This is a genomic window from Micromonospora sp. NPDC127501, from assembly GCF_040302185.1.
Taxonomy (GTDB): domain Bacteria; phylum Actinomycetota; class Actinomycetes; order Mycobacteriales; family Micromonosporaceae; genus Micromonospora.
The window spans coordinates 23,668-49,249 of sequence record NZ_JBEORJ010000008.1; the positions used below are offsets into that span (position 1 = coordinate 23,668).

The 25,582-nt window shown below is 67.1% G+C and carries 23 protein-coding genes, 1 tRNA gene and 2 pseudogenes; 19 read left to right on the forward strand and 7 right to left on the reverse strand.

The features are described from left to right. Positions 1-47 precede the first annotated feature (47 nt). The gene (locus ABTW72_RS19290; RefSeq protein WP_091407251.1) at positions 48-389 is read right to left on the reverse strand and encodes a TM2 domain-containing protein; all 342 of its coding nucleotides are present in this window, start codon (positions 387-389) and stop codon (positions 48-50) included. Between the two features lie 226 nt (positions 390-615). Here ABTW72_RS19290 and ald point away from each other — a divergent pair, with 226 nt between their 5' ends. The 11 genes from ald to ABTW72_RS19345 all read left to right on the forward strand — a co-directional run bounded on the left by ald (position 616) and on the right by ABTW72_RS19345 (position 10,331). Next, positions 616-1,731 (forward strand): alanine dehydrogenase, encoded by a 1,116-nt coding sequence (ald, locus tag ABTW72_RS19295; RefSeq protein WP_350860525.1) that lies wholly within the window; start codon positions 616-618, stop codon positions 1,729-1,731. A gap of 38 nt (positions 1,732-1,769) precedes the next feature. Beyond that, positions 1,770-2,735: a site-specific tyrosine recombinase XerD gene (locus ABTW72_RS19300; RefSeq protein ID WP_350860527.1), complete on the forward strand. Its 966-nt coding sequence runs from the start codon at positions 1,770-1,772 to the stop codon at positions 2,733-2,735. 179 nt (positions 2,736-2,914) lie between these two features. Next, on the forward strand, positions 2,915-3,838 hold the full coding sequence (locus tag ABTW72_RS19305; protein ID WP_124862901.1) for a ParA family protein: 924 nt from the start codon (positions 2,915-2,917) through the stop codon (positions 3,836-3,838). 41 nt (positions 3,839-3,879) lie between these two features. Beyond that, positions 3,880-4,932, forward strand: coding sequence for a segregation and condensation protein A (locus tag ABTW72_RS19310; RefSeq protein WP_502892226.1), 1,053 nt, complete (start codon positions 3,880-3,882; stop codon positions 4,930-4,932). Beyond that, a complete protein-coding gene (gene scpB / locus ABTW72_RS19315) occupies positions 4,925-6,049 on the forward strand; it encodes an SMC-Scp complex subunit ScpB (protein ID WP_350860531.1) in 1,125 nt (374 codons plus the stop codon). The genes ABTW72_RS19310 and scpB overlap by 8 nt, the downstream gene beginning before the upstream one ends. Next, positions 6,036-6,806: a pseudouridine synthase gene (locus ABTW72_RS19320; RefSeq protein ID WP_350860533.1), complete on the forward strand. Its 771-nt coding sequence runs from the start codon at positions 6,036-6,038 to the stop codon at positions 6,804-6,806. Before scpB ends, ABTW72_RS19320 begins: the two co-directional genes overlap by 14 nt. A gap of 196 nt (positions 6,807-7,002) precedes the next feature. After that, complete coding sequence (gene cmk / locus ABTW72_RS19325) at positions 7,003-7,683, forward strand: (d)CMP kinase (protein WP_350860535.1); 681 nt, start codon at positions 7,003-7,005, stop codon at positions 7,681-7,683. Further along, positions 7,680-9,086, forward strand: a complete 1,407-nt coding sequence (gene der, locus ABTW72_RS19330) for a ribosome biogenesis GTPase Der (protein ID WP_347664889.1) — start codon at positions 7,680-7,682, stop codon at positions 9,084-9,086. The genes cmk and der overlap by 4 nt, the downstream gene beginning before the upstream one ends. 214 nt (positions 9,087-9,300) lie before the next feature. Continuing rightward, positions 9,301-9,374, forward strand: a tRNA-Pro gene (locus ABTW72_RS19335). A gap of 268 nt (positions 9,375-9,642) precedes the next feature. Continuing rightward, positions 9,643-9,876: a phage integrase N-terminal SAM-like domain-containing protein gene (locus tag ABTW72_RS19340; protein WP_350860992.1), complete on the forward strand. Its 234-nt coding sequence runs from the start codon at positions 9,643-9,645 to the stop codon at positions 9,874-9,876. 8 nt (positions 9,877-9,884) lie between these two features. Continuing rightward, complete coding sequence (locus ABTW72_RS19345; protein ID WP_350860537.1) at positions 9,885-10,331, forward strand: tyrosine-type recombinase/integrase; 447 nt, start codon at positions 9,885-9,887, stop codon at positions 10,329-10,331. A 435-nt stretch (positions 10,332-10,766) separates the two neighbouring features. On the opposite strand, the gene ABTW72_RS19350 is transcribed toward ABTW72_RS19345, so the two are convergent. Continuing rightward, positions 10,767-11,201 (reverse strand): tyrosine-type recombinase/integrase, encoded by a 435-nt coding sequence (locus ABTW72_RS19350; RefSeq protein ID WP_350860539.1) that lies wholly within the window; start codon positions 11,199-11,201, stop codon positions 10,767-10,769. A 1,805-nt stretch (positions 11,202-13,006) separates the two neighbouring features. Between ABTW72_RS19350 and ABTW72_RS19355 the strand changes: the two genes are divergently transcribed. Beyond that, the gene (locus tag ABTW72_RS19355) at positions 13,007-14,149 is read left to right on the forward strand and encodes a radical SAM protein (protein ID WP_350860541.1); all 1,143 of its coding nucleotides are present in this window, start codon (positions 13,007-13,009) and stop codon (positions 14,147-14,149) included. Between the two features lie 219 nt (positions 14,150-14,368). Continuing rightward, complete coding sequence (locus tag ABTW72_RS19360; protein WP_350860543.1) at positions 14,369-14,830, forward strand: hypothetical protein; 462 nt, start codon at positions 14,369-14,371, stop codon at positions 14,828-14,830. 430 nt (positions 14,831-15,260) lie between these two features. Here the strand turns inward: ABTW72_RS19360 and ABTW72_RS19365 are convergent, their stop codons facing one another. Together ABTW72_RS19365 and ABTW72_RS19370 are read right to left on the reverse strand one after the other, a co-directional pair. Then, on the reverse strand, positions 15,261-16,904 hold the full coding sequence (locus ABTW72_RS19365) for an NACHT domain-containing protein (RefSeq protein WP_350860545.1): 1,644 nt from the start codon (positions 16,902-16,904) through the stop codon (positions 15,261-15,263). A 116-nt stretch (positions 16,905-17,020) separates the two neighbouring features. Continuing rightward, positions 17,021-17,281: a hypothetical protein gene (locus ABTW72_RS19370; protein WP_350860547.1), complete on the reverse strand. Its 261-nt coding sequence runs from the start codon at positions 17,279-17,281 to the stop codon at positions 17,021-17,023. 649 nt (positions 17,282-17,930) lie between these two features. Between ABTW72_RS19370 and ABTW72_RS19375 the strand changes: the two genes are divergently transcribed. The 3 genes and pseudogenes from ABTW72_RS19375 to ABTW72_RS32740 form a co-directional block, all read left to right on the forward strand. Then, positions 17,931-19,922: an AAA family ATPase gene (locus ABTW72_RS19375; protein WP_350860549.1), complete on the forward strand. Its 1,992-nt coding sequence runs from the start codon at positions 17,931-17,933 to the stop codon at positions 19,920-19,922. A 1,038-nt stretch (positions 19,923-20,960) separates the two neighbouring features. Continuing rightward, positions 20,961-21,356: a hypothetical protein gene (locus ABTW72_RS19380; RefSeq protein WP_350860551.1), complete on the forward strand. Its 396-nt coding sequence runs from the start codon at positions 20,961-20,963 to the stop codon at positions 21,354-21,356. Between the two features lie 40 nt (positions 21,357-21,396). Continuing rightward, positions 21,397-21,476, forward strand: a pseudogene (locus tag ABTW72_RS32740) (IS5/IS1182 family transposase); the annotation flags it as partial. A 143-nt stretch (positions 21,477-21,619) separates the two neighbouring features. Here ABTW72_RS32740 and ABTW72_RS19385 read toward each other — a convergent pair. After that, positions 21,620-22,024, reverse strand: coding sequence for a hypothetical protein (locus ABTW72_RS19385; RefSeq protein ID WP_350860553.1), 405 nt, complete (start codon positions 22,022-22,024; stop codon positions 21,620-21,622). A gap of 316 nt (positions 22,025-22,340) precedes the next feature. Between ABTW72_RS19385 and ABTW72_RS19390 the strand changes: the two genes are divergently transcribed. Continuing rightward, complete coding sequence (locus ABTW72_RS19390) at positions 22,341-23,507, forward strand: PucR family transcriptional regulator (RefSeq protein ID WP_350860555.1); 1,167 nt, start codon at positions 22,341-22,343, stop codon at positions 23,505-23,507. Between the two features lie 585 nt (positions 23,508-24,092). On the opposite strand, the gene ABTW72_RS19395 is transcribed toward ABTW72_RS19390, so the two are convergent. Continuing rightward, on the reverse strand, positions 24,093-24,227 hold the full coding sequence (locus ABTW72_RS19395) for a hypothetical protein (protein WP_350860557.1): 135 nt from the start codon (positions 24,225-24,227) through the stop codon (positions 24,093-24,095). A gap of 80 nt (positions 24,228-24,307) precedes the next feature. Here ABTW72_RS19395 and ABTW72_RS19400 point away from each other — a divergent pair, with 80 nt between their 5' ends. Beyond that, positions 24,308-24,487, forward strand: coding sequence for a hypothetical protein (locus ABTW72_RS19400; RefSeq protein ID WP_350860559.1), 180 nt, complete (start codon positions 24,308-24,310; stop codon positions 24,485-24,487). 33 nt (positions 24,488-24,520) lie between these two features. Then, complete coding sequence (locus ABTW72_RS19405; RefSeq protein WP_350860561.1) at positions 24,521-24,679, forward strand: integrase core domain-containing protein; 159 nt, start codon at positions 24,521-24,523, stop codon at positions 24,677-24,679. Here the strand turns inward: ABTW72_RS19405 and ABTW72_RS19410 are convergent. Next, a pseudogene (locus ABTW72_RS19410) lies at positions 24,649-25,428 on the reverse strand (transposase family protein). The gene ABTW72_RS19405 and the pseudogene ABTW72_RS19410 sit on opposite strands and share 31 nt — an antisense overlap. Positions 25,429-25,582: the final 154 nt, after the last annotated feature.

The following is a 25,582-nucleotide window of genomic DNA, read 5'->3' on the forward strand; positions in this document are numbered from 1 at the left end:
CCAAAGGGGCCCCGCGGTCAGCCGCGGGGCCCCTTTCACTGGTTGGTCTAGGAGTCGCGCAACGGACGGCCCTGCGCGTCCGTGCCGCCGTTGACCAGGATGAGGATGCCGTCGACGACGCCCCAGAGAGCGCCGACGCCGCAGGTCACCAGGCTCACGACGAGCTGGAGAACGGCGATCTTGGTGTGTCCGGTGTAGAACCGACCGGCACCGAAGGTGCCGAGCAGGATGCCGAGGATGCCCGCGACGATCTTGCTCTTGTCGGATACGCCCTGGGGATACCCCGGCTGGGGGTAACCGGGCTGGTATGGAGGAGTGGTCATGGGCGGACACATTAGTGATCCACTCGCCGGCTGTCCGCACCGCCGCCCGGCAGATGGGACGATAATGGTGAAACACTGTCCTGTTGGCTGAGGTGACGGTCGACCGCCGGGTCTCGGCGGTGCCCTGACACTTCGTCAGGACACCCGGGCACCGGGTGCCACTGTGCTGGCTCGCGGCGGCACCGGGCGCGCCTAGACTGCCGCCGCAGGACCGGTGTACCGCGATGGCAAAGGGGCCGTCGTGGCACCGAGCAGTCGGGGGAGAGCAGCCCCGAAGAGAGGTGTCTGCATCGTGAAGGTCGGAATCCCACGCGAGGTCAAGAACCACGAGTACCGCGTGGCGATCACGCCAGCGGGTGTCAACGAGTTCACCCGCAGCGGCCACCAGGTCTTCGTCGAGTCCGGCGCCGGGGTTGGCTCCAGCATCACCGACGACGAGTTCGCCGCCGCCGGCGCGAAGATCCTCGCCACCGCCGACGAGGTGTGGGAGACCGCCGAGCTGGTACTCAAGGTCAAGGAGCCGATCGCCGAGGAGTACCACCGGATGCGCGAGGGGCAGGTGCTCTTCACCTACCTGCACCTGGCCGCCTCCAAGGAGTGCACCGACGCGCTGATCGACCGCCGGGTCACCGGCATCGCGTACGAGACCGTCGAGCTGCCCGACCGGTCGCTGCCGCTGCTCGCCCCGATGTCCGAGGTGGCCGGCCGGCTCGCCCCGCAGGTGGGCGCCTTCTACATGATGCGTACCGGTGGCGGGCGCGGTGTGCTGCCCGGCGGTGTCTCCGGCGTGTACGCGGCCAAGACCGTGGTCATCGGCGCCGGCGTCTCCGGCATGAACGCCGCCGCGATCGCGCTGGGTCTGCAGTCCGAGGTGCTGCTGCTGGACAAGAACGTCGCCCGGCTGCGGCAGGCCGACGCGATCTACCGGGGCCACCTGCAGACCGTCGCCTCGAACGCGTACGAGGTCGAGCGCGCCGTGCTCGACGCCGACCTGGTCATCGGCGCGGTGCTGGTGCCCGGCGCGAAGGCCCCGACGCTGATCTCCAACGAGCTGGTCTCCCGGATGAAGCCGGGCAGCGTGCTGGTCGACATCGCCATCGACCAGGGCGGCTGCTTCGAGGACTCGCGCCCCACCACGCACGCCGACCCGGTCTACAAGGTGCACGAGTCGATCTTCTACTGCGTCGCGAACATGCCCGGCGCGGTGCCGAACACCAGCACCTACGCCCTGACCAACGTCACCCTGCCGTACGCCCTGGAGCTGGCCAACCAGGGCTGGCGCGAGGCGCTGCGCAACGACCCGGCGCTGGCGCTGGGCCTCAACACCCACGCCGGGCAGGTCACCTACGGCCCGGTCGCCGAGGCGCACGGCATGGACGTGCTCCCGCTGGCCGACGCGCTGGCCTGAACGGTGGCGGGCTGACCGGCGGCACGGACTCCGCCGGCGTGGGCACACCACCCACGCCGGCGCTGCGCCGTGCCGTTCGCGGTTACCTCGACCACCTGACCGTCGAACGTGGCCTCTCCGCTAACACGCTCGCCTCGTACCGCCGGGATCTGGACCGCTATCTCGCCACCCTGGCCGATGCCGGCGTCACCGACCTCGCGTCGGTCGGCGCCGGCCTCGTCGAGTCGCACCTGGCGCGGCTGCGCGCCGGCGACGACGCGCACCCGCCGCTGGCGGTCTCCTCCGCCGCCCGCGCGGCCAGCGCGGTACGGGGCCTGCACCGCTTCGCGCTGCGCGAGGGCCTGGCCGGCGCCGACCCGAGCCGCGACGTCCGCCCGCCCACGCCGCCCCGGCGGCTGCCCCGGGCGCTACCTGTCGACGACGTGGTCCGGCTGCTGGGGACCGCGGGCCCGATCACCGCGACCGGCGACGACGCGCCCCTCGCGCTGCGCGACAGGGCGCTGCTGGAGTTCCTGTACGGCACCGGCGCACGCATCTCCGAAGCGGTCGGCGCCGCCGTGGACGACCTCGACACCGACGACGGCACGGTGCTGCTGCGCGGCAAGGGCGGCCGGGTGCGGCTGGTGCCCATCGGCGGGTACGCCGTCGACGCCGTCCGCGCCTACCTGGTCCGGGCCCGTCCCGGGCTGGCCGCCGCCGGCCGGGGCACCCCGGCGGTGTTCCTCAACGCCCGCGGCGGCGCGCTGTCCCGCCAGGGCGCCTGGGGCATCCTGCGACGCGCCGCCGACCGGGCCGGGCTGCCCGTCGACGGGCTGGCCGCGGTCTCCCCGCACACCCTGCGCCACTCCTACGCCACCCATCTGCTCGACGGCGGCGCCGACGTCCGGGTGGTCCAGGAGCTGCTCGGCCACGCCTCGGTGACCACCACCCAGGTCTACACGTTGGTCACCGTGGAGCGGCTGCGCGAGGTGTACGCCACCGCCCACCCGCGCGCCCAGGGCTGAACCGGTCGCGGTCGAAGCCGACACGCCGGGCCGGTGCCGAACCCCCTGCTGGTCGGTGGCGTACAGTCGGCATCGGCGCGGACCTCCTGGAGCGACACGACCGGGGTGCGCAGCGGCGCCGCGAAGGACGTCGGACGGCTCCGACGCCGGGTGGGTCGTCGGGAGGGGGCAACGAGCACATGGCTGGCAACGGTGACCGTGCCGAGACCTGGACGTCGGAGCTCCGCGAGCAGCAGGCGACGCTCGGCGCGGACCTGGGTCCTGCGGACCCGGCTGCCTACACGATGCGCAAGCCCATTCCCGAGCCGATGCCCACCGACCGGCACGGCCCCGCGCGCATCATCGCGATGGCCAACCAGAAGGGTGGGGTCGGCAAGACCACGACCACCATCAACCTGGGTGCCGCCCTCGCCGAGTACGGCCGCAAGGTGCTGCTCGTCGACTTCGACCCGCAGGGCGCCCTCTCGGTGGGCCTGGGCGTCAACCCGCACAACCTCGACCTGTCCGTCTACAACCTGCTCATGCAGGACGACGTGATCGCCGAGGACGTCCTCATCAAGACCGACGTGGCGGGCCTGCACCTGCTGCCGGCCAACATCGACCTCTCCGCCGCGGAGATCCAGCTCGTCAACGAGGTCGCCCGGGAGATGGCCCTGGCCCGGGTCCTGCGCACGGTCCGCAAGGAGTACGACTACATCCTGATCGACTGCCAGCCGTCACTCGGCCTGCTGGCGATCAACGCGCTGACCGTCGCGCACGGCGTGCTCATCCCGCTGGAGTGCGAGTTCTTCAGCCTGCGCGGTGTGGCACTGCTGCTGGACACCATCGACAAGGTGCGCGAGCGACTCAACTTCGACCTGGAGCTCGAAGGCATCCTCGCCACCATGTACGACAGCCGCACCACGCACTGCCGCCAGGTCCTCCAGCGGGTGGTGGAGGCGTTCGGCGACAAGGTCTACCAGACGGTCATCACCAAGACGGTGAAGTTCCCCGAGTCCACCGTGGCCGGTGCCCCCATCACGACGATGGACCCGGCCTCCTCCGGGGCACGTAACTACCGTCAGCTGGCCCGCGAGGTGATCGCCGCCCAGTCGGAGCGGTAGCCGGAACGCCCGGTGCCCGCCTCGTGGACTACGGTCGTCCGGTGACCGCGCCACCCCTCGACCCACCCGAGACCGCCGCTGCGGCCGTGGTCGACGGTGTGCAGCCCGCCGGGTTCACGGTTCGGCTGGCCAACTTCACCGGTCCGTTCGACCTGCTGCTGCAACTGATCGGCAAGCACAAACTCGACGTCACCGAGGTGGCCCTGCACACGGTCACCGACGAGTTCATCGCCTACATCAGGGCGATGGGCGACAACTGGGACCTGGACGAGGCCAGCGAGTTCCTGCTGATCGCCGCGACCCTGCTCGACCTGAAGGCGGCCCGGCTGCTGCCCGCCGCCGAAGTCGAGGACGAGGCCGACCTCGCCCTGCTGGAGGCCCGGGACCTGCTCTTCGCCCGGCTGTTGCAGTACAAGGCGTACAAGGAGGCGGCGGCGCACATCGCCGAGCTGGAGGCCGTCGGCGGCCGACGCTATCCGCGTGCCGTCAGCCTGGAGCCCCGCTACGCCGAGGCGCTGCCCGACCTGGTGCTCGGCATCGGCCCGCAGCGGCTGCTGAAGCTGGCCGTGAAGGCGATGACCCCGAAGCCGGTGCCGGAGGTCTCCATCGCCCACGTGCACATGGTCCGGGTCAGTGTCCGGGAGCACGCGGCGATCCTCGCGGCCCGGCTGCGCCGGTCCGGCACCGCCACGTTCTCGCTGCTCTGCGCCGACTGCGAGGCCACCCTGGAGGTGGTGGCCCGGTTCCTCGCGCTGCTGGAGCTGTACCGGGAGGGCCTGGTGTCCTTCGTGCAGGAGCAGGCCCTGGAGGAGCTGACAGTGCGCTGGACCGGCCCGACCGACGGCGACACCGAGCTGAACGTCGACGAGTACGCCGGCACCCCGGTCGACCCGGAGTCGCCGGAGCTTGAACTGGCGGGGTCTGGTCCTGAGCCGCTGGCGGCTGAGTCTGCGCCGGTGGGGGCAGAACCTGCGGGGGCTGGGCCTGTGCTGGCGGGGGCTGAGCTTGAGCCGGCGAGGGGTGACCTTGTGCCGACGGGGGAGGCCGGCGGGCCGGACGGGACGGGAACGACGGAGGGTGCGCGGGATGAGTGACGAGCAACGTCGGGACTCGCTGGCCGACCAGGCCGCCGCCTGGGTCCCCCCGTGGGACCGCCCCCGCCCGCCCGCCGCCGCCGACACCCCCACGCCGCCGGACGAGTCAGCCGCACCACCGGACACCGAAGAGCTGGCCGAGCCGGCCACCGATCGGGCCGCGTTGGCCGAGGCGCTGCCCGAAGCACCGGCGCGCCGGCCGGAACCCGACGCTGCCGCCGATTCCGCCGAGCCGGACCAGGCCGCGTCGGGCTCCGCGCAGGTTGACCCGGATGGGCCGGGCCTTGTCGACGTGGACCCGGAAGGGCCGGGCCCTGTCGAGGTGGCCGGGGGCGGGCCAGGCCCTGTCGAGGGTCGGCCCGATCCCCTTGAGGTGGGCTCGGACGAGGCGGGCCCGGGTGAGCCAGATCGCGTTGAGACGGATGCGGACGAGGTGGGCTCGGCGGGACCGGACCTCGGTGCCGTGACGCAGGCCACGGTGAGGGAGTCGGGTGGCGCTGGGGACGTACCCCGGCGGCAGCTCGCGGGGCGGCGGCGGGCGAGTGTCGCCCCGGAGCCCGCGCCCGAGCTGTCCGACGCCGAGTTGCGCGGCGCGTTGGAGGCGATCCTGCTGGTCGTCGACGAGCCGGTCAGCGAGCTGGTGCTGGCCCAGGTGCTGGAGCAGCCCGCCGAACGGGTCGGGCCGATGCTCGACGAGATCGCCGCCGGTTACACGGCGGCCGGGCACGGGTTCGAGCTGCGCCGGGCGGCCGGCGGGTGGCGGCTGTACACCCGGCCGGAATACGCTACGTACGTTGAGCGGTTCGTGTTGGACGGGCAGTCCGTGCGGCTGACCCAGGCGGCGCTGGAGACGCTCGCCGTGGTTGCGTACAAGCAGCCGGTGACCCGTTCGCGAATCTCAGCCATCCGGGGTGTGAACTGCGACGGGGTCATCCGTACGCTGGTCACCCGTGGCCTCATCGAGGAGTGCGGCACCGAAACGGACAGCGGGGCGTTCCTCTACCGGACCACCACGTTGTTCCTGGAGAAGCTCGGGCTGAACACGGTCGACGAGCTGCCGCCCCTCGCACCCTTCCTGCCCGACGACGTAGAAGAGCTTGCTGATGCGACCCGATAACCGTTCCCCCAAAGCCGACGCACCCGTCTACGAGGGGGCTGAGCGCCTGCAGAAGGTGCTCGCCGCCGCTGGCGTGGGTTCCCGGCGTGCCTGCGAAGACCTGATCTTCCGCCGCCGGGTCACGGTGGACGGGCGGGTCGCCAAGCTCGGCGACAAGGTCGACCCGGCCACCTCCGTGATCCACGTGGACGGGGAGCGCCTCCAGGTCGACATTCGCCTGGTCTACGTGGCGATGAACAAGCCGCGTGGGGTGGTTACCTCCATGGCGGACGACAAGGGGCGCAACGAGCTGGCCGAGTTCATCGGCAACCGGGTGGAGCAGCGGGTCTACCACGTGGGGCGGCTCGACGCGGACAGTGAGGGCCTGCTGCTGCTCACCAACGACGGCACGCTCGCGCACAAGCTCATGCACCCCTCGTACCAGGTGCTCAAGACCTACCTCGCCGAGGTGGTCGGGCCGATCCCGCGCAACCTGAGCAAGCGGTTGTTGGCCGGCGTCGAGCTGGAGGACGGGCCGGTGAAGGTCGACTCGTTCAAGGTGGTGGACACTCTGGGTAAAAGCGCCCAGGTGGAGCTGAGCCTGCACGAGGGCCGCAAGCACATCGTCCGGCGGCTGATGGAGGAGGTCGGTCACCCGGTCACCCGGCTGGTGCGTACCTCGATCGGGCCGATCCGGCTCGGTGAACTGCGGACCGGGCGGATCCGGCGGTTGACCAACGCCGAGGTCGCCGCCCTGTTCAACGTGGTGGGTGACTGACCCCCGAGTTCGGGGTACGGCAGCCGGTAGGCTCCACCGATGGCCGGGACGCGGCCGCCCGGGTGGCGTGGGTCGCCTCCGGCGGCGTCGCGCGCGGGTTCGTTAACGCACCCGGGCATGATTGATGACGATTGACAAACCGCTTGCGGCGCCAGATCACCGGGCGATCCGTGAGGTACGGGCTGAGGAGGACACGGTGGAGGAAAACGTACGGACCGGGCGATGTGTGGTCGCTGTGGACGGGCCGTCCGGTTCGGGTAAGTCCACCGTGTCGCGGCGGCTCGCCGCGAGCATCGGTGCGCGCTACCTGGACACCGGGGCGATGTACCGAGCGATCACGTGGGCCGTGCTGCGCTCCGGCGTGGATCTCACCGACGCCGCGTCGGTGGCCAAGGTCGCCGGCGAGGTCAACCTGCGCATCGGCACCCACCCGCAGGGGTACGCCGTGACGATCGACGGGGTGGGCGTGGACGCCGACATCCGTGGCACCGAGGTGACCGGCGCGGTTTCCGCCGTCGCCGCCGTGCCGGCTGTCCGTGAGCTGCTCGTCACCCGGCAGCGCGAGATGATCGCCAACGCCGGTCGGATGGTGGTCGAGGGTCGCGACATCGGCTCGGTCGTGGCGCCGGACGCCGACCTGAAGGTCTTCCTGACCGCCTCCGAGGCGGCCCGTGCCGCCCGGCGCAGCGCCGAGGACGCCACCGACGTGGCGGCCACGGCCGCCGACCTGGCCCGACGGGACCGTCTCGACTCGACCCGCAAGGTCAACCCGCTGGCCCAGGCGCCCGACGCGGTGGTGCTGGACACCACCGAGCTGGGCATCGACGAGGTCGTGGCGCGGATGCGCGACCTGCTCACCGAACGGGGCGTGGCATGAGTAGCGATGGTGGTGGCTGGGTCGAGCTGCGGGAGCCCGACGTCGCCGTCGAGGAACCGAGCGGCCCGCAGCCGGTGGTGGCCGTGGTCGGCCGCCCCAACGTCGGCAAGTCGACGTTGGTCAACCGGATCATCGGCCGCCGGCAGGCGGTCGTCGAGGACGTCCCTGGCGTGACCCGCGACCGGGTCCCGTACGACGCGCAGTGGAACGGCCGGGCGTTCACAGTGGTGGACACCGGCGGTTGGGAACCGGACGCGAAGGACCGGGCCGCGGCCATCGCGGCGCAGGCCGAGACGGCGGTCGTCACCGCCGACGTGGTGCTCTTCGTGGTCGACGCGATGGTGGGCTCCACCGACGTGGACGAGGCCGCGGTGAAGATGCTGCGGCGCAGCGCCAAGCCGGTGATCCTGGTGGCCAACAAGGCCGACAACAACTCCATCGAGATGGAGGCCACCTCGCTGTGGTCACTCGGCCTCGGTGAGCCGTTCCCGGTGTCCGCGCTGCACGGGCGGGGCTCCGGCGACCTGCTGGACGCCATCCTCGCCGCGCTTCCGGAGGCGCCGGCGATCGTGGAGAACCGTCCGCGTGGACCGCGTCGGGTGGCGCTGGTCGGGCGGCCGAACGTCGGCAAGTCCAGTCTGCTCAACCGGTTCTCGGGCGAGGAGCGGGCGGTCGTCGACTCGGTGGCGGGCACCACTGTGGACCCGGTGGACAGCCTGGTCGAGATCGGCGGTCAGACCTGGCAGCTGGTCGACACGGCCGGGCTGCGCAAGCGGGTCGGCAAGGCCAGCGGCACCGAGTACTACGCCAGCCTGCGGACCGCCGGCGCGATCGAGGCCGCCGAGGTGGCCGTGGTGCTGCTGGACTCCAGCGAACCGATCAGCGAGCAGGACCAGCGGATCCTGTCGATGGTGACCGAGTCGGGCCGGGCACTGGTCATCGCGTTCAACAAGTGGGACCTGGTCGACGCCGACCGTCGGTACTACCTGGACAAGGAGATCGACCGGGAGTTGCGCCGCATCCCCTGGGCGATCCGGCTGAACCTGTCGGCGATGACCGGCCGTGCCGTGGACAAGCTGGCCCCGGCCCTGAACAAGGCGCTGGCCAGCTGGGAAACCCGAGTGCCGACCGCGCACCTCAACCAGTGGCTCACCGCGCTGGTGCAGGCCACCCCCCACCCGGTACGTGGTGGGCGGGCGCCGCGGATCCTGTTCGCGACGCAGGCCGGTGTGGCACCGCCACGGTTCGTGCTCTTCACCACCGGCCCGCTCGACGCCGGCTACCAGCGCTTCGTCGAGCGCAAGCTCCGCGAGGAATTCGGGTACGAGGGCAGCCCGATCGAAATCTCGGTCCGCCCGCGCAAGAAGCTCGGCCCCGGCGGCCGAGGCAAGGCGCACGGCTGACGCCGCCGTCCAGTTCTGCCGAGTGCCGGATGGGCGATCCTGCCCATCCGGCATTTCTCTATCCAACCCCACCCTCCTAGGACGCTCTAGGCGTTGTGCGGTAGCTCCGTGTGGGGTGGTTCCGCTACGTCGCGACGCCGGTGGGGCCTGTGCGGACGACCCGGAACTGCTGCGCTAAGCTGTACCGGCTGCCGCGGGGGAAACCACGCGGGGGCGGGACGTGGCGCAGCTTGGTAGCGCACTTGACTGGGGGTCAAGGGGTCGTCGGTTCGAATCCGGCCGTCCCGACAGCGAGAGGGTTTCCACAGGTTAGAGCCTGTGGAAACCCTCTTTTTCGTGTTCACGGTGGTTCGTCGAGGTCGAGCACGCCGCTTATCGACCCCTTGACTCGACGGGTGACCGACATGGCTCTACTGGACCTCACCAAGCTCACCACCGACCTGTCCTCGACCGGGGCGGGGTACCTGCGCGACTGGGACCGGACGCTGCGGGCGGACACTACCCGGAGACGACCCGGTACGACTACCTCCTCGCCGCGGCGCAACTGGCTCGCTACCTGGCCGAGCATTCGCCCGACCCTGATGCCGCCGACGCCGCGGAGGACCCTACCGAGGTGACCCGGAGGCATGCGGAGGCGTTTCAGACGTGGATGATCGAGACCCGGTCCGCGTCGACCGCGTTGAACAAGCACAAAGGTCTGCAGCAGTTCTTCAAGTGGTTGCTGGCTGGGGAAGACATCGACCGGTCCCCAATGGATCGGGTCCGACAGCCCAAACGCCACAGAAGCTGATACCGATCATGAGGGACGAGGACACGAAGAAGCTCCTCGACGCCTGCAAGGGCAAGACGTTTCCGCAGCTGCGCGACGAAGCCATCATCCGCCTGTACTACAACACCGGTGCGGGGCTGTCGGAGATCGGCAACCTGCTGCTCGACGACGTCGACCTGAACACGGAGTCGGTGCACTACCACGGCAAGGGCGCCAAGGACCGATGGGTGCGATTCGGGCCGAAGACGGCCCGGGCCATCAGCCGCTACCTACGGGCGCGAGGCAAGCACAAGGGATCGGAACTGCCGGATCTGTGGCTCGCCGACCGCGGTGGGCCGAGGTTGGCGGCCAACGGCATCAAGATTCGCCTGAAGCGGCTGGGCCTCGCCGCGGGCGTGGCGAACGTGCACGCCCACCGCTGGCGGCATAACTCCGCCCACGAGTGGAAACGCGCCGTGGGAACACCGGCGACCTGATGCTGCTGCTGGGCTGGACCTCCGAGGATATGCCCCGGCACTACGGCGCCAGCGCGGCGGCCGAACGGGCCCAGGAGATCCAGGTGCAACTGGGCATCGGGGAAGGGGTGTAGACGCCGGCAATACGGTCGGCCGATCGGAGCACCAGCTCGGCCGACCGCCTTATCCGGTCATTAGCCCCAACGCGTCCGCGGCCAAGCCCCGCTTACGCTCCGGCACCTGGCGTGTCGTGCCATCTCCGCGCGTACATCTGGAGCGAGCAGTCCCTCGGGATCGACCTGTCGTTCGAAGCGATCGAGGAAGCCCCGCGTGCCGGCTGCCGTGCGGGCGAGACGGTCGGTCGTGCTGGCCCAGGATGCGTGGGCGGCCATGCGTGCCCGGCGTCGACGCTGTTCCGGTGTCAGCTCCGTCGACCTGGCTGTTCGTTCTTCGGGCTCAGACACGCTCACCGATCCCGAGACGGGATTGGCTCTCCTGGGCGCGTTCGGCGGCTGCGCTGGCGCCGTAGTGCCGGGGCATTTCGTCTGAGGTCCAACCGAGCAGCAGCATCAGGTCGCCCGTGTCGCCGCCGGCGCGCTCCACTCGTGGGCGAAAGTTGTGCCGCCAGCGGTGGGCGTGGACGTTCGCGACGCCGGCGCGCCGGCCGCGACGTTTCGGCATGAGCTTGATGCCGTTGGCGGCAAGTGCCCGTGTGCCTTGGTCCGCGAGCCAGAGCTCGGCAAGGAGTGAGCCTTTGTGCTGGGACCGCGTTCGGAGGTAGCGGCTCATGGCGCGAGCGGTCTTGGGTCCCAGCCGTACCGTGTTGGCTGGCGTCGATGCACACTCCGAGTCTGAGCGTGCCGCTGGAGTACCAACCGTGAGAGTATGCACGTGACCCAGACGCCTGGCTCCCGTGCCTTTGACTCGCAGTGGCGGGTGCTTGAGAAGCGCCGATACTTTACTGTACCAACTCGGAGGGGAATTGATCCAGCGTATCGTGAAGTGGACGGAAGGGTACCCGTGGGAAAGTAATCCCGCTGGCAAGCATGTGGGAGGAAGTAAGGCTGAGGGACGCGCTAACGACTTAGACCACGGCGCTGTATTCGCGATTGACCTACAGTCGGACTCGCTTGCCGGATCGCATCCTGATCTTCTTCTAGCGCTGAGCCGCAAGGGAAGAATGGGGCGAATAGTTTCCCATTGTCACGAGGTGGTAGGCGGTCATCGGATCTGGACATTCGTGGTTGAGTTTGATGCTGAGTAGTGCCAAATGCGCTGGAGCGACTAGGCAATGAGGGTACTTCAAAGCTGACCGGGTTCACGGTGGGACGTGATCCGGGGCGGGAGAGTCACACCGAAGATCATCCCGAATTAGCGGCGCGTCATCGACCGTCACAACCGCCGAGCCGCACAAGCACCTCGGACTCGGCTGCTTCACGAACCGCAGACGGGCCTCATAACTCCCAACTTTCCGAGTTCTGGAGTCAGGCATTAGCAGATGATGGTGCAGGGGGCGGGGACGCCCGTTGTATATGTCGTCGCGGATTTCGGCGCAACCAGCGCAGCAAAGCAACGGTCTGCTGGACGAACCAACCTTGGCTGCCGAGGCCTGAGCCGTGAGCGGCGCCGCGTCGGATGATGGCCGGTGTGGTGGCCTTGGCTCGTAACTCATGGTGGACGTGTCGAAGTCGTAGCCACGGTTGGCGTAGATCCGCTCGGGTCATCGCCGTGGCCAGCCGCGTATGCCCTTGATCGGTGCGATTTCGTCGACCCGAGTTGCAGTTGGGTGACGTCGTGGCGGTTGCCACCCGTCAGGCTGAGGGCGAGGGAGATGCCGCCGGGGTTGGGATGACGTGGTGTTTCGGGGCCGGCTTGCGGCGGTCGACCGGGCTCGGACGGGTTTAGGCCGCACTTGAGAGCCCGGATGTGCGTGCCGTCTATCACCGGCCGGGACATGCCGAGCTGGTCGGCGGTTCTCAGCTTGCCCAGCAACACCTCGTGCAGGCGTTGCCGCGCATAAGCGTCGGTCCAGTCCCGCAACCGCCGCCAGCAGGTCATGGCCAGCCCGACCCCAAGTTCTTGATGCAGGATACTCCCTTGGGTTCGCGGTGTGGAGCTCGAACAGGATCCCGCGCAACACATTGCGGTCATCGAGCGGCTTGCGGCCGGGGGACCGGTGCCGGCGAGGGGGAGGCCGTGGCGGCAGTGATTCGATCTCGGCCCAAAATCAGGCAAAACGGTCCTCGCGTCCCGAGGCACGCCAACATCATTAAGTTCGGAGTTCCTAACAACGTCCGCGGAACCCCGCAGAGCGGCACCGTCAGCAGCAGGCACACGAATAGAAGGCCTAACTGCGGAGGAGGTACCGGCTGAGCAGCATGCCAACGGTTGCTCGTCGCACAGGCGATGAAAGGTCCAGTCGGCCGTCCAAGGGCTAACGCTTGATGTAACAGCCCAGCGAAACGGTGATGCCACCGAGCTGAATGATGGTGCCAAAGTAGACATCGATCATGGACGACAAAAACCACGCATGTTAGCTTGTGAGCCATGACACAGCAGGAGAAAGTAGAAAATTCAGCCAAGCAGTACGGTTCGGACGACGTGCCGACATCTCTCGAAGAGCGCATAGAATCTGCCAGGAAGGCGGCAAGGTGCGAGACTGAAGAGGGGTTGGACGGCGCCGATTTTCAGTCGCAATGGAGCTCTTGGACTCGGGCGAGCTAGTGCCGCTGCCTCCGGTTACAACCTATGTGTTGAAGGTTGCCAGTAGATGCAACCTGGCCTGCACCTACTGCTACATGTATGAGGGGCCGGACCAGTCGTGGCGTCGGCAGCCAAACCTGATGTCGGAAGAAACGCTCGAGGCGGCTCTGGCGCAGGTGGCAGAATATGCACAAGTCAACAAACTGAAAAGCGTCTCGCTCGTCATCCACGGCGGCGAGCCGCTGCTTATCGGACTCACTAAGCTGCGAAGCTTCCTGCAGGTGGGACGGCAAGTTCTGGGCCGAGCCAACGTCGATGTCAATTACTCCATACAAACCAATGCTACGCTCATCACACCAGCTATTGTTGAGTTGCTGCAAGAGCACGATGTGGCAGTCGGCGTATCGTTGGACGGAAGCGTGGCCAACCATGATCGCCGTCGTGTCGATCGCTCGGGCCGTGGTAGCTACAGTCGGGTCATTGACGGAATTGAAATGCTGCGCCACTACTCAGGTGGAAAACAGCCGTATAGTGCTATAGCAGTTATCGACTTTAATTCAGATCCTGTCGAACAGCTTCAAAGCCTAATCGAGCTAGGATTCACGCGCGCCGACTTTCTTCTACCCGACCTGAACTGGGACCACGTAGCTCTAGTCGACCAGTCCCAAGTCGGGGCTTGGTTGATCAGAATGTTTGACGCTTACGTCACGTCCGAGAGTCCCATGTATCTTCGCACCTATCAGACGATCTTAAAGCTATTGTTGGGTGGTCGCTGGGGTTCAGACGCTTGGGGGGAAAGTAGCGCCGGAACTCTTATAATTGAGTCTGACGGCGAATACGAATACCACGATGCTCTGAAGACCGCTTTCGATGGCGCTGGCAAGAGTGGCAAGAATGTTCACACTCACCCTATCGCCGCCGTAGCGCAACAGCCGTTGATGCAATTGATGACCGACCGCCTAGCTCACATTGCCTCCGCCTGCTCGGGATGTGAGTTCAAGCGGGTTTGTGGTGGCGGGCACATCGTTCATCGTTACAGCACCGACAATGGATTCATGAATCCATCTGTCTACTGCGGAGCAATCAAGCTGTTATTGCGGCACATGAATCAAGTGCAGCTGACCGAGTCTCATTGATATTTCAGGATGAGTACTGTCGTGCCAAGTCTGCCGCTACGTCAACGCCTTGTTCGGCGAAGTGTAGCGTTTTACCGAGGTCCTTTTATAGCTTTTGTTTTGATGCTTTGCCTCTTGGTTTGGGAGATCGTCAGAGTGAATCTGACGGCCACACGTAGGTCTGAGTTTCCATTTACGCTTACTTTCTTGGGCGTGGCTCCAACTGCTGCGCTAGCGGGGGTGCTTGGTACGCTGTTGCTGGGACGCGCTCAGTATGCCTTCGTGAATCGCCCATTGGTTGGGGCGGGGAGCGACGGTTGGCATGGCACCCGCCGCTCGAGAAAGTGGACGGTTCATCTCTACAACGGCGGCCCTGGCCATGCTGTCGTTTATCGCTACGAGTACTATCTCACGCTGAAGTCCGATCAGCGCAGCCGCGGTCCTCTTGACTATTTGGGAGTCCGATCCGCGCTACTCGCAGCCGGCCTGAGGGACGAAAAGGACTTCACTTTCCGCTGGATCAGCCCGGGGGCACCGCTGCCCCCACAGAAGGCTGCACGAGAAGGTCTTGAAATGTTCAGCCTGAATCTTAAAACCTTAGGTCTTCTGCAACACTTGGAAGTTCTAATTCAGGTGAACGACGTTGTTGGGGATCGTCATGAATGGAGACGCGACTTTATTGAAATTGCGCCTATCGAGTAGCAGGGATACGATATTGGGCGCGTGGAGCTGAGCGCCGTCTCGTGGGCGCGATCGGAATCTGCATTCATGCTAGCGACTTCGACGTAACTCTGACTCTCCCTGGAGACGGTGCTTCCTCTCGCAACCCGCCTATCTCTTGGACACTTTCCTGTTGGCGCAGGACGGCGTCGGTCATTCGGCGGTTCGGCACTCGACTCATTTGACCTATGAGGCTTAAGGCAGTCCGGGCGCCTTGTTCGTAAGGACCACGGCGTCGAGCTACAAGGTGAGCGAGGATGGCGCCGAGCTCTCGGGGCCGGCTGCTTGAAGTATCGGGTGCCATCACCTACTGTCTCGCTGGATTTTGGAATATACGACCCGTCCCGGGGGAACTATCAATGGGCAGAGGTAGTCGGGCGGGTGCGGGTCGCAATTGAATCAACTGAGGCGCCTAAGGGGCCTCCCGTAAATGGGTGAAGGCGTCGCCCGGTGCTGGCTCGGGGATCAGCGGTGAGAATGATGTCGTCGAGGTTGGCGATGCCGCCTGCAAGGTGGCCGGAGGCTGGACTGCCGCATCTTCGAGCGCAGCCATGGTGATTCCCGCGATGGAGGATCCGTCATCGATCGTCGCAGCGCCGTCAGCGAGCAAGTCGGCGAGGTCCATTAACTGCGGGAACTGTCGATCGCGTCCGGGAGCAGCCAGCTCGAGGATTATGCTATTCGGGTCATTTCCCGCTTCCGTCCACGCCGCAAGTTCGAACATGTCGGTGCTGGTTAATCCGGTCGCCTGTACACGGGCCAGCCACGTCTGCGGCTCCATTGAGCGGCCCCGCTCACGGCCGTGGAGGTATTCGGCGATGCTTTGGTGGGTGAACTCCAAACTGTCGCCGCGGTTTACGATGAGTCCGGTGCTTACAAGGACCTCGCGTATGTGCTGGTCGGTGATTTCGTCCGGGATCTGTACGTGCTGCCGAGCCAGCCATGTCCTGACCAGCCCCACACTCGGCTGTCGATCCAATTCCAGCCGCTGCTCGGCGAGGAACGTTAGCCACCCGCGGCGGCGGCTGACCAGGGACTCGCCGAAAGCCTCGGCCTCTGCGCTCAGCTCGCGCAATTGTTCTCGCACCTTGCCGCGTACGGAAGGGAAGGTCTGCCGCCCCTGTAGCAGGGCGTCAACGAAGCGCCGATAGAGACCAGCGCGACTGTACGGCAGCGGCTCGTCCGGACTCTGCTGGTGGACGTCGGCCGCGATGGTGCACAGGAGCGGAACACGGACCATCGTCATCATCCGATTCATGTCGACCTGGTGAAGGAAGCTGCCTTGGCGATCGGCGGCGTGCTCTGGGTCGCGCAGGTGGTACCACCTGCTGGCGAAAGATTCGACGGCGGGCCGATCGAACGGTCGCAAGTTATACTCGCCGAGCCGGTGTGCTCGTTCCATACGATTCATGAGCGGGCGGAGACTGTGGAACTCGGTAGCGGCCAGCACCCGGCTCGACACTACGAACCGGGCCTGCGCCCCATAGGTCGCGATGTGTGCCGCCAAGCGTTCGATAAGCTCTGCCCGCCGACGCGGGTTGAAAATCTCATCGAGCCCGTCGACCAGCACCAACCAGTCCACTCCGGGCTGCGGCGGCACCTCGAAGAGCGTTGCGGGCAAATGGGTCGGCAGGTATCCGCTCAGATCTGCCTTGACCGCATCGGCGACCGACTCGTACCACGGTCGGTCAGTAAGTAGACGTGTAGCGGCGCAGCGGATCGCCACCGCTGGCCCAAATGAGGGCTCCTCGCCCTCCTCGGGCTGGTCGGGTCGCAGCCACCAGGCCGCGGACTCCGTCACCAGGTGTTGCAGCAGCGTTGATTTCCCACCACCGGGTCCGCCAACGACTAGGGCGTTGCGGTGCCGGGAGAGCATCTCCGAAGCTGGGATGACCGATGGTTCCACGGGCGGTGAGCCGCCGCGGGCGATGGCCCCGCGCCGTTCGGCCATCCAGGACTCGGCTCGTTGTTCGACGTACACGGTGGAGAGCGGTACCTCGCCTTCAACCACCCGGTACGGCAGCCTTTCCGATACCGTTTTTTGCGCCACGAGCATTTTCCACAATGGTGAATGGCTCTCGGGAAGGAAGAGGCGTGGCTTGCGGGCTCGAATCGGCCCAGCAAGGCACGATAGGCATCAAATTGTTTTTCGAGGTCGAGCGCGTCAATGAACTAGGCAGCCTTCTGCTCGGGCACGTAATACTTCAACATGCCGCATATCCGACCTGTCGACAACTCGACGATCGGTGCCCCGCTCATCCCCGGCGCCACACCGACTTCGGCATGAGCCTTGACGTAGGGCTCGCTCGGTCCCTGCACCGCCATCCGGACAATATCGGGCCCGAGGTCGGGCTCGGGGGCATCTCGGTTAAACCCGAAGGCTGCAATCGCGGCATCTTGGTTGTAACCATGATGCAGGAGCAGTGATCTCATCTCGGCCACTGGATGGTCGATGTTGCCGTCGACTCCGATGAAGGCAAGATCCGGAAAGGGTAAGAAATCCGGTCTCGACCTGCCGGCGGGGGTAGTCGCTTGAGGACGGTCCCACCAACAGGAGGCTGTCCCCGCAACCGAATTCGCACACGTTCGTTGCCGGGTTCCAGCACATGCGCGCACGTGAGCAGAATATTTCGCTCAACGAAGAAACCCGTGCCCGACCGCCGCTTGGAGCTTATGTGTACGGTTGCCTGCCTCACATGCTGGACGGCAGCTGTCGCCGAGTATGACATAGGCCTCCTTGCATGCGGCAAGCCGTGCACACTCGATAATACCGCCATCGGGTGCCTTCATGCATCGGTCCAGCCCGCTGGACAATCCGGCAGTCGCCCTGAGCCCAACCGCGGACCCGCGACTCGCTCCGGTGTTCTCGCGCCTGCTGTTCGTGCTGTGGGGCCGCCGCCCGTTGGGCCGCCCGCACGCGGTGGGCGGGCGTGCGAGGACTCCCATGCATCCATCTTCGCAGTATCGGACTTCGGCCCTGGCAGCAAGCGACCCCACAGCGGGTCGATGCCGTGATGTGGCTCCAAGCCGCGCTGCCCGCCGAGCACCTCGTGTAGTCAGGGGCAGCTGGCATGATGCGCACGTGCGCATCACCAGGATCTCGGTCATCAATTTCCTTGGCTTGGCCGCGGCGGAGGTCTGCACCGACAGGCCGCTAACCGTCGTCACAGGCGCGAACGGCAGCGGCAAGTCGACGTTGTTGCAGGCCCTTAGCCTGGTGGTTGATGCCGTCCAGGCAAGCCTCAACGGGACGCTCCCTCTTGACAGCGAGTGGTGGACGGCTGGGCACAAGGGCGCGGAGTCGTTCGAGGTCCGTGTCGGTGTCAGGTTCGACGCCTTAGACGAACGCAGGCTGATTGACGCCTACTACCGCGCTGCCATACTTCACCTGCTGCATCCCGAGGCGACCGATGTGATCGCGCTTAGCTCGGCAGTCGATGGGCAGAGCACGCCCGAATCAGCGTCACCGATGATGGTCGGCGACCTCGTGGTCATATTCGATCAGCGGCAGCGGGGGCCTTGGACGGTAGGATGGGAGTTCGCTCTGCCGCGCGGGCCGGTGAACGTCCAACTCCTGGGCAACGAGATGGGTCGCCTGCTGGACGGTCCCGTCGCGGCCGGTCCTACCAGCCTCCAATACCTGAGTGAGTTGTGCCCTTCCACCAACGACATAGTGGAAAAGGTCGACGACGGGAGGGTTCCGGTCGACCTTTGGAAGTACGTGCCAGACCGGCGCATCGAGTTCGTCGTTGAACAGGTGAACGCGCCCGTGCAGCCGCCGAGTGTTGCCGCTGTCTCGGCCGACCCGGAGTATCGGTCTCAACCACAAGCCCGGGTGCCTTTCGCTCACATTCTGGAACTGCTGATACGGCGTCGTCTCCAAGTTACGGACAACCACCGGGCACCGATGCGTACGCGGTTCGGAGCCCAGGAGCTCGCGTGGACGCCCAGCCTGCGGGACGGTTCGCTTCTGGCTCTAGAGCTGCACCGGCTGAAGAACGGCTCAGCAGGCGACCGTCGCCGGTTCGCCACAGTGCAGGCGTCCTTCAGGCAGCTGACCGGGGAGCAGGTCGACTGCACCGAACGGGTGATGCCGGATGACAACGGGAACACGGAGGTGATACTCGTCCCTGCCATCCAGATTGAGGTTGGCAACGACGGACACGATGTTCCGCTGCACCGCGCCGGAGCGGGCGCAGCGGAGGCCCTTCTGCTTGCCACTCTGCTCGCCGACGAGCGTCGGTGTGTGTTCCTCGACGAGCCAGCTGTCCACCTGTCACCGACGGCGCAGCGACAACTGTTGTCGATGTTGCGCGGACGTCGAAGCGGCCCTGGCCAGGCCCTCTGGGTGACTCACAACCCTGATCTTGTGCCGGCGCAAGCAGCGGACGATCTGACCAGCATCGTCCGTATGGCTCGGGACACGGGGCGGACCGTGAACTCGCTTGTCGCGAACTCACGGGTGGACGTGGCCACCGTGATAAGGCTGCTTGCCTCGGCTGAGGTGCGTAGCCTGCTGTTCGCGGCCGGGGTGGTGCTCTTCGAGGGCCCCACCGACCTCGCCGCTGTGGGACGCTGGCTGGACCGATCCGTCACAGGTGTACGAGGGCCGTTACCGACGCCGGATGAACGGAACCTTACGTTCCTGTCGGTTGACGGCCAGAACGGATTCGGGGCTCTCGCATCGCTTGCGAATCAGCTCGGGGTGCCATGGGTAATCGTCGCCGACGGCCCCGCCTTGCGCCCGGGCAGCATCATGGCGAAGCAGCTCGCGAAGCTGGGTAAAGCGGTGCCACAGTCCGGAGAGAAGCTGACTGACGTTCGAGCGCAGTGGGCCGCCGAAGGTGTCTTCTCCCTCGCTGACGACTTCGGCGACGACGGGTCCAAGGCCGGTGAGATCGAGGCATTTCTGAGCCGCCTGGACGCACAGACGCTCGCCAGAGTTCGCAAGGATGTGGGCACGCTGAAGGGTGTGAGGGTAGGCGCTGCCTTCGCTGACGCCGTGTCAGCACCGCAGGAGGTAGTGGCGCTGTGGGCGGATATCCTCCTCACTTTTGACCTGCCACGCACGTAAGGCAACAGTGCGCAGCGCGACGGTGACGCTTCAGCCAAGCCAGAGAACGACCAGCATGCCGATACGTGAACCGGCACCAGCTCGGCGGGGTCGATCATGCCGTTGCCGGGCGAGTGCCCACGAGCGCCGGCCGACCTTAAGATCGAGCAGGCCGAGCCAGGCGCATCGCCGGGAGCCTGTTCCTGGCAGTCAAGACGAGATCGGGTGGCTAATGCTGGTAACGAAGGGGTTTTAACAACCAATGACAAGCCTTGAAGGAGGAGGCTTGATGCGAGGTTCTCCTGGGTTCAAATCTCCTCGTGGCCACGAGGGCTGTCCTGGCAACACACCCCGCGGTCACGCCAGCCGATACGGAGGAGCCTGGAGGCGCGGAACCGGCAGCTGTAGAAGTCGCACGGTTCGTGCTGGTAGAGCTTCATCGGGGTAGACGTTCGACGACCAGTGAGTCGTTCGGCTGGGGTGACTGTCTCACTGTTCGGCGGAGCGTATGTGGCTGCGGCGGTCACGACAATTGTCGTACGCCCCCTCACTGGAGACGCCGTGCAGCAGACACCTGATTCGTCGGAGCCATCTGCTCGGCATCCGCCCGGAGTCGACGCGTCGCCGTCTGCTGGGCGGTCCTCGGTGCAGCCCGTGGTTCCGGCTGCCCAGCTTCGGGCGGGCGTGAGGGTGGGAGTCGTCCTGTCAGTGGTAGTCGTTGGTGGACTCTTCATGTGCTGTGTCGGTGTGGGCGCTCTTGCCGCTGTCGGTTTGATCATCGGCGAGGCGTCACCTTCTCAATCCGCTCCGACTGTCTCTGCCGCCGGACCGACGCCGTCACCAAGTACCCGAACACCTGAGCCGGTTCGCACCACCGCTTTACCTAGCCAACCGGCCACGGCCCCCGCACAGCCGACTCGGCTACCGACGCCTGGACAGCGCCTACCCGTCTTCGACACCTTTGAGCGTCGGGACGTCAGCTCCGGATCCGGCGCTCGCCGTCTGGCCTTGCGGGTCGAGCTACGCGTCTTTCCCGTCGACGGCCGGCAGGTCATCGACGTGGCGACGCAGATCGTGGAGAGCCATCGAGGGCAGGGGTGGCAGGCGCTGTCAATCGTTGTCACGTACGACCGACGTGAGGTGGTGCCCAGCTACGCGGTGTTCGAATGGGCGCCCGAGGGGCGCTGGACCGACGCCGCCAACGGAGACGCCGCTTCGTGGCAGGGCTACCGGCTGCATCAGGCCGTCGTTCGCGACAAGCTGTCGCAGCCTGATGAGTGCCAGGTGCCGTCGGAGCAGGCCTATGTGATCAACGCCGAGTTCAACCAGGCAACCGAGGACAACGTCGACGTCAGCGAGGAAGCAGTGCTGGCGGATATTGCTGAACAGCACAGCATCTCGGTTGCCCGCGCTGAAGAACTGGTCCTGGCTGTCGAGGACTGGACAATGTGCTGAGCCCCAACACGCAGGCCGTGTCCACCCGGTGCTTTAGGGCATCGGTCGATCCCGCGGGCGGGCCGAGCACGAAGATCCACCTCGCGGTCGACAGACGCGGCCGACCGTTGTCGGTCCTGCGGCGCGATGACCTGGTCGGTCAACTGGGACGTGACGAACGGCAACCGCTTCGCCAACACGGTCGGCCCGCACCTGGACGCGCTGCCCTGAGACCGGCACCGCCGGCACGGATCCCGCAACGGGATCCGTGCCGGGTGGGCCGATCAGATGAACGTGAGCGAGCTGAAGAACGCCGGGTAGCAGTCGACATAGATGTCGTAGACGCCGGGCGGCACGTGCACGGGGCCCAGGGTGGCCCCGTTGGAGCACCGGGCGCTGACCGCGGTCGTCGGCTGGCCGGTGAGGGTGCAGCCCTGGAACACGATCAGCCACGGGTCGATGTACTGCCCGGCGTACGGGCAGGAGCCCGACATCACCGAGAAACCGCCGCCCTTCGCCGGTGAGGCGGCGGCCGCCGTCGACGTCGTGACGCTCAACGTGCCGGCGGAGCTCGCCGATGCCCGCTCGGCTCCGATGGCGGCGACAGCCGCATCGCCCCTCGGCGCGGGTGCCGCGACCGCCGCGGACGGTGCGGCCATGAACGCGGCGAGCATCGCCGTCGCGGCCAACAGCAGACTGGATGCGCGGAGAATGCCGGATCGTGCTCCGGCGGAGGGTCGACTACGCCATGTCATAACCAGAACCACCTCTCGAGTGCTGTGCGATCTGCGGATGCCGGGGCGCGTACCTGGTCGCACCCGACCCGGCCGGGCCGTCGTCCGACGTCCATGGCGAAGCGTTCCAGGGTGCCGGTGGCCGGGTCTTCGTGATATTGCGAGAACCGGGTTCGCCGGCGTACCCCGGTTCTTGCGAATGTCCGCAAGGCTGTCCGGTCCGCGTCAACCGGGCGTCGTGGCCGGAACGCATCGATTACCGTTGACCGGCATGGGCGGTCTGTTCAGCCTGTGGCGGCAGCGAGTGGCCGACAACGCCCGCCGGGCGGTGGACGCCTACCAGGAGGAGCTGCTGGAATACCGCAACCTCGCGGCCATGCCGCGGGTGCGGTCGGAGATGCTCGATTTCGCGGTCTTCCTCCGTCAGCGCACGGTCGACCTCGCGGCGGACAGCGCGCCGTTCCACGTGCAGGATCTGGACCTGATGGCCGCGATGGGCCGCCAGCGCGGCGAGAAGGGACTCACCCTGACCGCGCAGCGGCAGGTGCTGCTCGTGCACACCCGGCTGACGCTGCGCGAGGTGTACGAGGCGGCCGGCCCGAACGACATCGCCGCGACGATGCACACGCTCGCCTGGCTGGCTCCTGCGGGACTGGCCGCCCAGGGCGCGTACACCCGGGGCTGGATCGAGGGGCAGCGGCGCGCGCTGGCGACCGTCGCCCAGGTGCGGCTGCTGACGGTGATGCTGCTGGCCGGCGACGACAGCGCGACCGAGCTGGCGCGCGGCCTGCACATGCCGGTCCCCGACCACGTCGTCGCGACAGTGGTCCGGGTGGCCGGCGGGTCGTCCGGGCCGGACCAGGCGGCGCGGGACGAGTTCGCCGGCGCGCTGCTGAAGACGCACTGGATGCCGCTGAGCTGGCCGGAGCCGCACGAGGTGGTCGCGCTGATCCCCAGTTCGCCGGGCGGCCGGCAGCCGGCGGTCGAGCGCGGGCTCGCGCTGGCCCGCGACGTGGCCTCGATGACCGGCCGGCCGTGCGCGGCCGGCACCGCGCCTGGGCGGGTGCGCGCGTTCGGCGACGCCGTGGCGCTGGCCCGGCAGGTCAGCGAGGTCGCACCGGTGCGGGCCGTGCCGCGCCACGCGTACACGGTCACCGACGTCTTCGCCGAGCTGGGCGCCGCCCGGCTGGCGGAGGTCGGGCAGTGGCTCCAGGTGGTGGCGGCGCAACTCGACGCCGGCCCCGACCTAGTCGCCACGCTGGACGCCTACTACCAGCACGACATGAACCGGCTCGACACCGCGGCCGCGCTGTGCATCCACCCGCGCACGCTCGACTACCGGCTGACCCGGGTGCGCGACCTGACCGGGCTGGAGGCGGGCTCGACCCGCGGCGTACGCGTGCTGAGCACCGCCGTCGCCCGGATCCTCGCCGGCTAGATCAGCAGCCGGGTGAGCTCCATGTTCTTCATACTGATGTAGCTCAGCTTGTTACCGAAACGCATCGAAACCTGTCGCGAGCTGATCATGCCGGACGGGCCCGTGGGGCTCGAGAATTGGGTTACGCCGGCTGAGCTGCAGCTCGCTCGACAAAGACCTGGCCGACACGATGAAGGCCATGAGCACATCGCTGATGTACCTGCTGCTTCGCCAGGTTCTACAGATGTTGTCCCAGCTCGCCTGCGATGGTGGGGCCAGGGACGTGGAAATCCTGGTACTCCGGCATCAGGTGGTGGTGCTGCGCCGACAGGTGCACCGCCCAGATCTTCAACCCGCCGACCGGGTGGTGTTGGCGGTGTTGTCGCGGCTGCTGCCCCGCCCGCGCTGGTCGGCGTTCTTCGTCACCCCAGCGACACTGCTTCGGTGGCATCGGGAGCTGGTCGCCCGACGACGGACCTACCCGCATGCCCGGCCGGGCCGGCCGCCCGTCGACAACCGGGTCCGTGGGCTGGTGCTGCGCTTGGCGGCGGAGAACCCGACCTGGGGGCACCGGCGCATCCAAGGTGAGCTGGTCGGCCTGGGCTATCAGGTGGCGGCCAGCACCGTGTGGAAGATCCTCCACCAGGCCGGCATCGACCCCGCGCCGCGGCGGTCCGGGCCCACCTGGCGACAGTTCCTGACCGCCCAGGCCCGCACGATGCTGGCATGTGACTTCTTCACGGTCGACACCGTGCTGTTCAAGCGGAATTACGTGCTGTTCTTCGTCGAGATCGCCACCCGCCAGGTCCACGTCGTCGGGGGTGACCGCCCATCCGAACGGCGCCTGGGTAGCGCAGCAGGCGCGCAACCTGCTGATGGACCTCGACCAGCGGGTGGCCGAACTGCGGTTCCTGCTCCGCGACCGGGACACGAAATTTACGGCGGCCTTCGACGCGGTGGTCACCGCCGCGGGCATCGACGTGATCAAGACTCCGCCGTAGGCACCGTGGGCAAACGCGTTCGCCGAGCGCTGGGTGGGCACCGTACGCCGGGAGTGCACCGACCGGATGTTCATCGTCGGCGAGCGTCATCTGGCGGCGGTCCTCAGCGAATACGTGGCCCCCTACAACGGCCACCGTCCACATCGTTCATTGAGCGCTTTTCATCGTGGGTTTGGGCTGGTCGGGCTGTGATGTAGGGCGAGGATGGCCTTGATGATCGCGGTGGCGCGTCGGGGGCAGCAGCGTAGCTTGGCCAGGATCTTCCCCGCCCTTGAGGGCGGCGACGGCGCGCTCGCCGACAGCGCGGATCTTGGCTTGGTGCCGGTTGACGGTCTTCTGCCGGCGGGACAATCGTGGCCGGTGACGGCGGGGCTTGAACGGCGTGCGGCTGCTGCCGCCAGCGCCTTGGTACGCCTTGCCGGCGAAGGTCATCACGTTGGCGCTGGTCAGCGCGTCGGTCAGGCCGTGGGTGCGGGCGGCGGTCAGGTCGTGCACGGCGCCGGGCAGGGCCGGCGAGGCCCAGATGAGGCGTCCCATGCAGTCCGCGATGACCTGCGCGTTGACTCCGTGGCGCTTGTGCTTGCCGGAGTAGTACGGCCTCTGGTCCGCGACTCGGTCGATCGGGATCAGGGCGCCGTCCAGGATCGCGTACGCGATCCTGGCGATGCGCCGCATGGCCGCGTTCAGGTCCTCGGCGTGCGTGGCGAGCAAGTCGATGGCTTCTCGGACGTACCGCCAGACCGTGGTGACGCTGACCGCGAAGCCGCAGGCCAGTCGAGCGATGGTGTCACCGTTACGCTGATGGGCCAGGGTGAGCAGGGCCTGCCGGCATCAAGACGTCGCCACCGGCCGCGGCGGCGGGTGCGTTCAGCGCGGATGAGGTCGGCCAGGTGGTTCAGAGTGCGGCTGGACAGCGCGAACGCAGACGGGTAAGACAGCACAGCGAGGCTCCCGGTTGGGGCATTGGGTCTTGGTCGACGGCTGTCTTACCGGAAGCCTCGTCCTATGTCGACACACGCTGCCTGCCACCCATCGCGACCAGGCCCATCACGATGAAGAGCCCTCAATGCCTGACCCGCACCATAACATCGCAAC

Coding starts and splice junctions, on each gene's coding strand:
- ABTW72_RS19320 (WP_350860533.1), top strand. CDS start 6,036: ATGCGACCCGATAACCGTTCCCCCAAAGCCGACGCACCCGTCTACGAG.
- ABTW72_RS19390 (WP_350860555.1), top strand. CDS start 22,341: ATGGGCGGTCTGTTCAGCCTGTGGCGGCAGCGAGTGGCCGACAACGCC.
- ABTW72_RS19305 (WP_124862901.1), top strand. CDS start 2,915: ATGGCTGGCAACGGTGACCGTGCCGAGACCTGGACGTCGGAGCTCCGC.
- der (WP_347664889.1), top strand. CDS start 7,680: ATGAGTAGCGATGGTGGTGGCTGGGTCGAGCTGCGGGAGCCCGACGTC.
- ABTW72_RS19365 (WP_350860545.1), bottom strand. CDS start 16,904: ATGCTCGTGGCGCAAAAAACGGTATCGGAAAGGCTGCCGTACCGGGTG.
- ABTW72_RS19345 (WP_350860537.1), top strand. CDS start 9,885: ATGAGGGACGAGGACACGAAGAAGCTCCTCGACGCCTGCAAGGGCAAG.
- scpB (WP_350860531.1), top strand. CDS start 4,925: ATGAGTGACGAGCAACGTCGGGACTCGCTGGCCGACCAGGCCGCCGCC.
- ABTW72_RS19355 (WP_350860541.1), top strand. CDS start 13,007: ATGGAGCTCTTGGACTCGGGCGAGCTAGTGCCGCTGCCTCCGGTTACA.
- ABTW72_RS19370 (WP_350860547.1), bottom strand. CDS start 17,281: ATGAGATCACTGCTCCTGCATCATGGTTACAACCAAGATGCCGCGATT.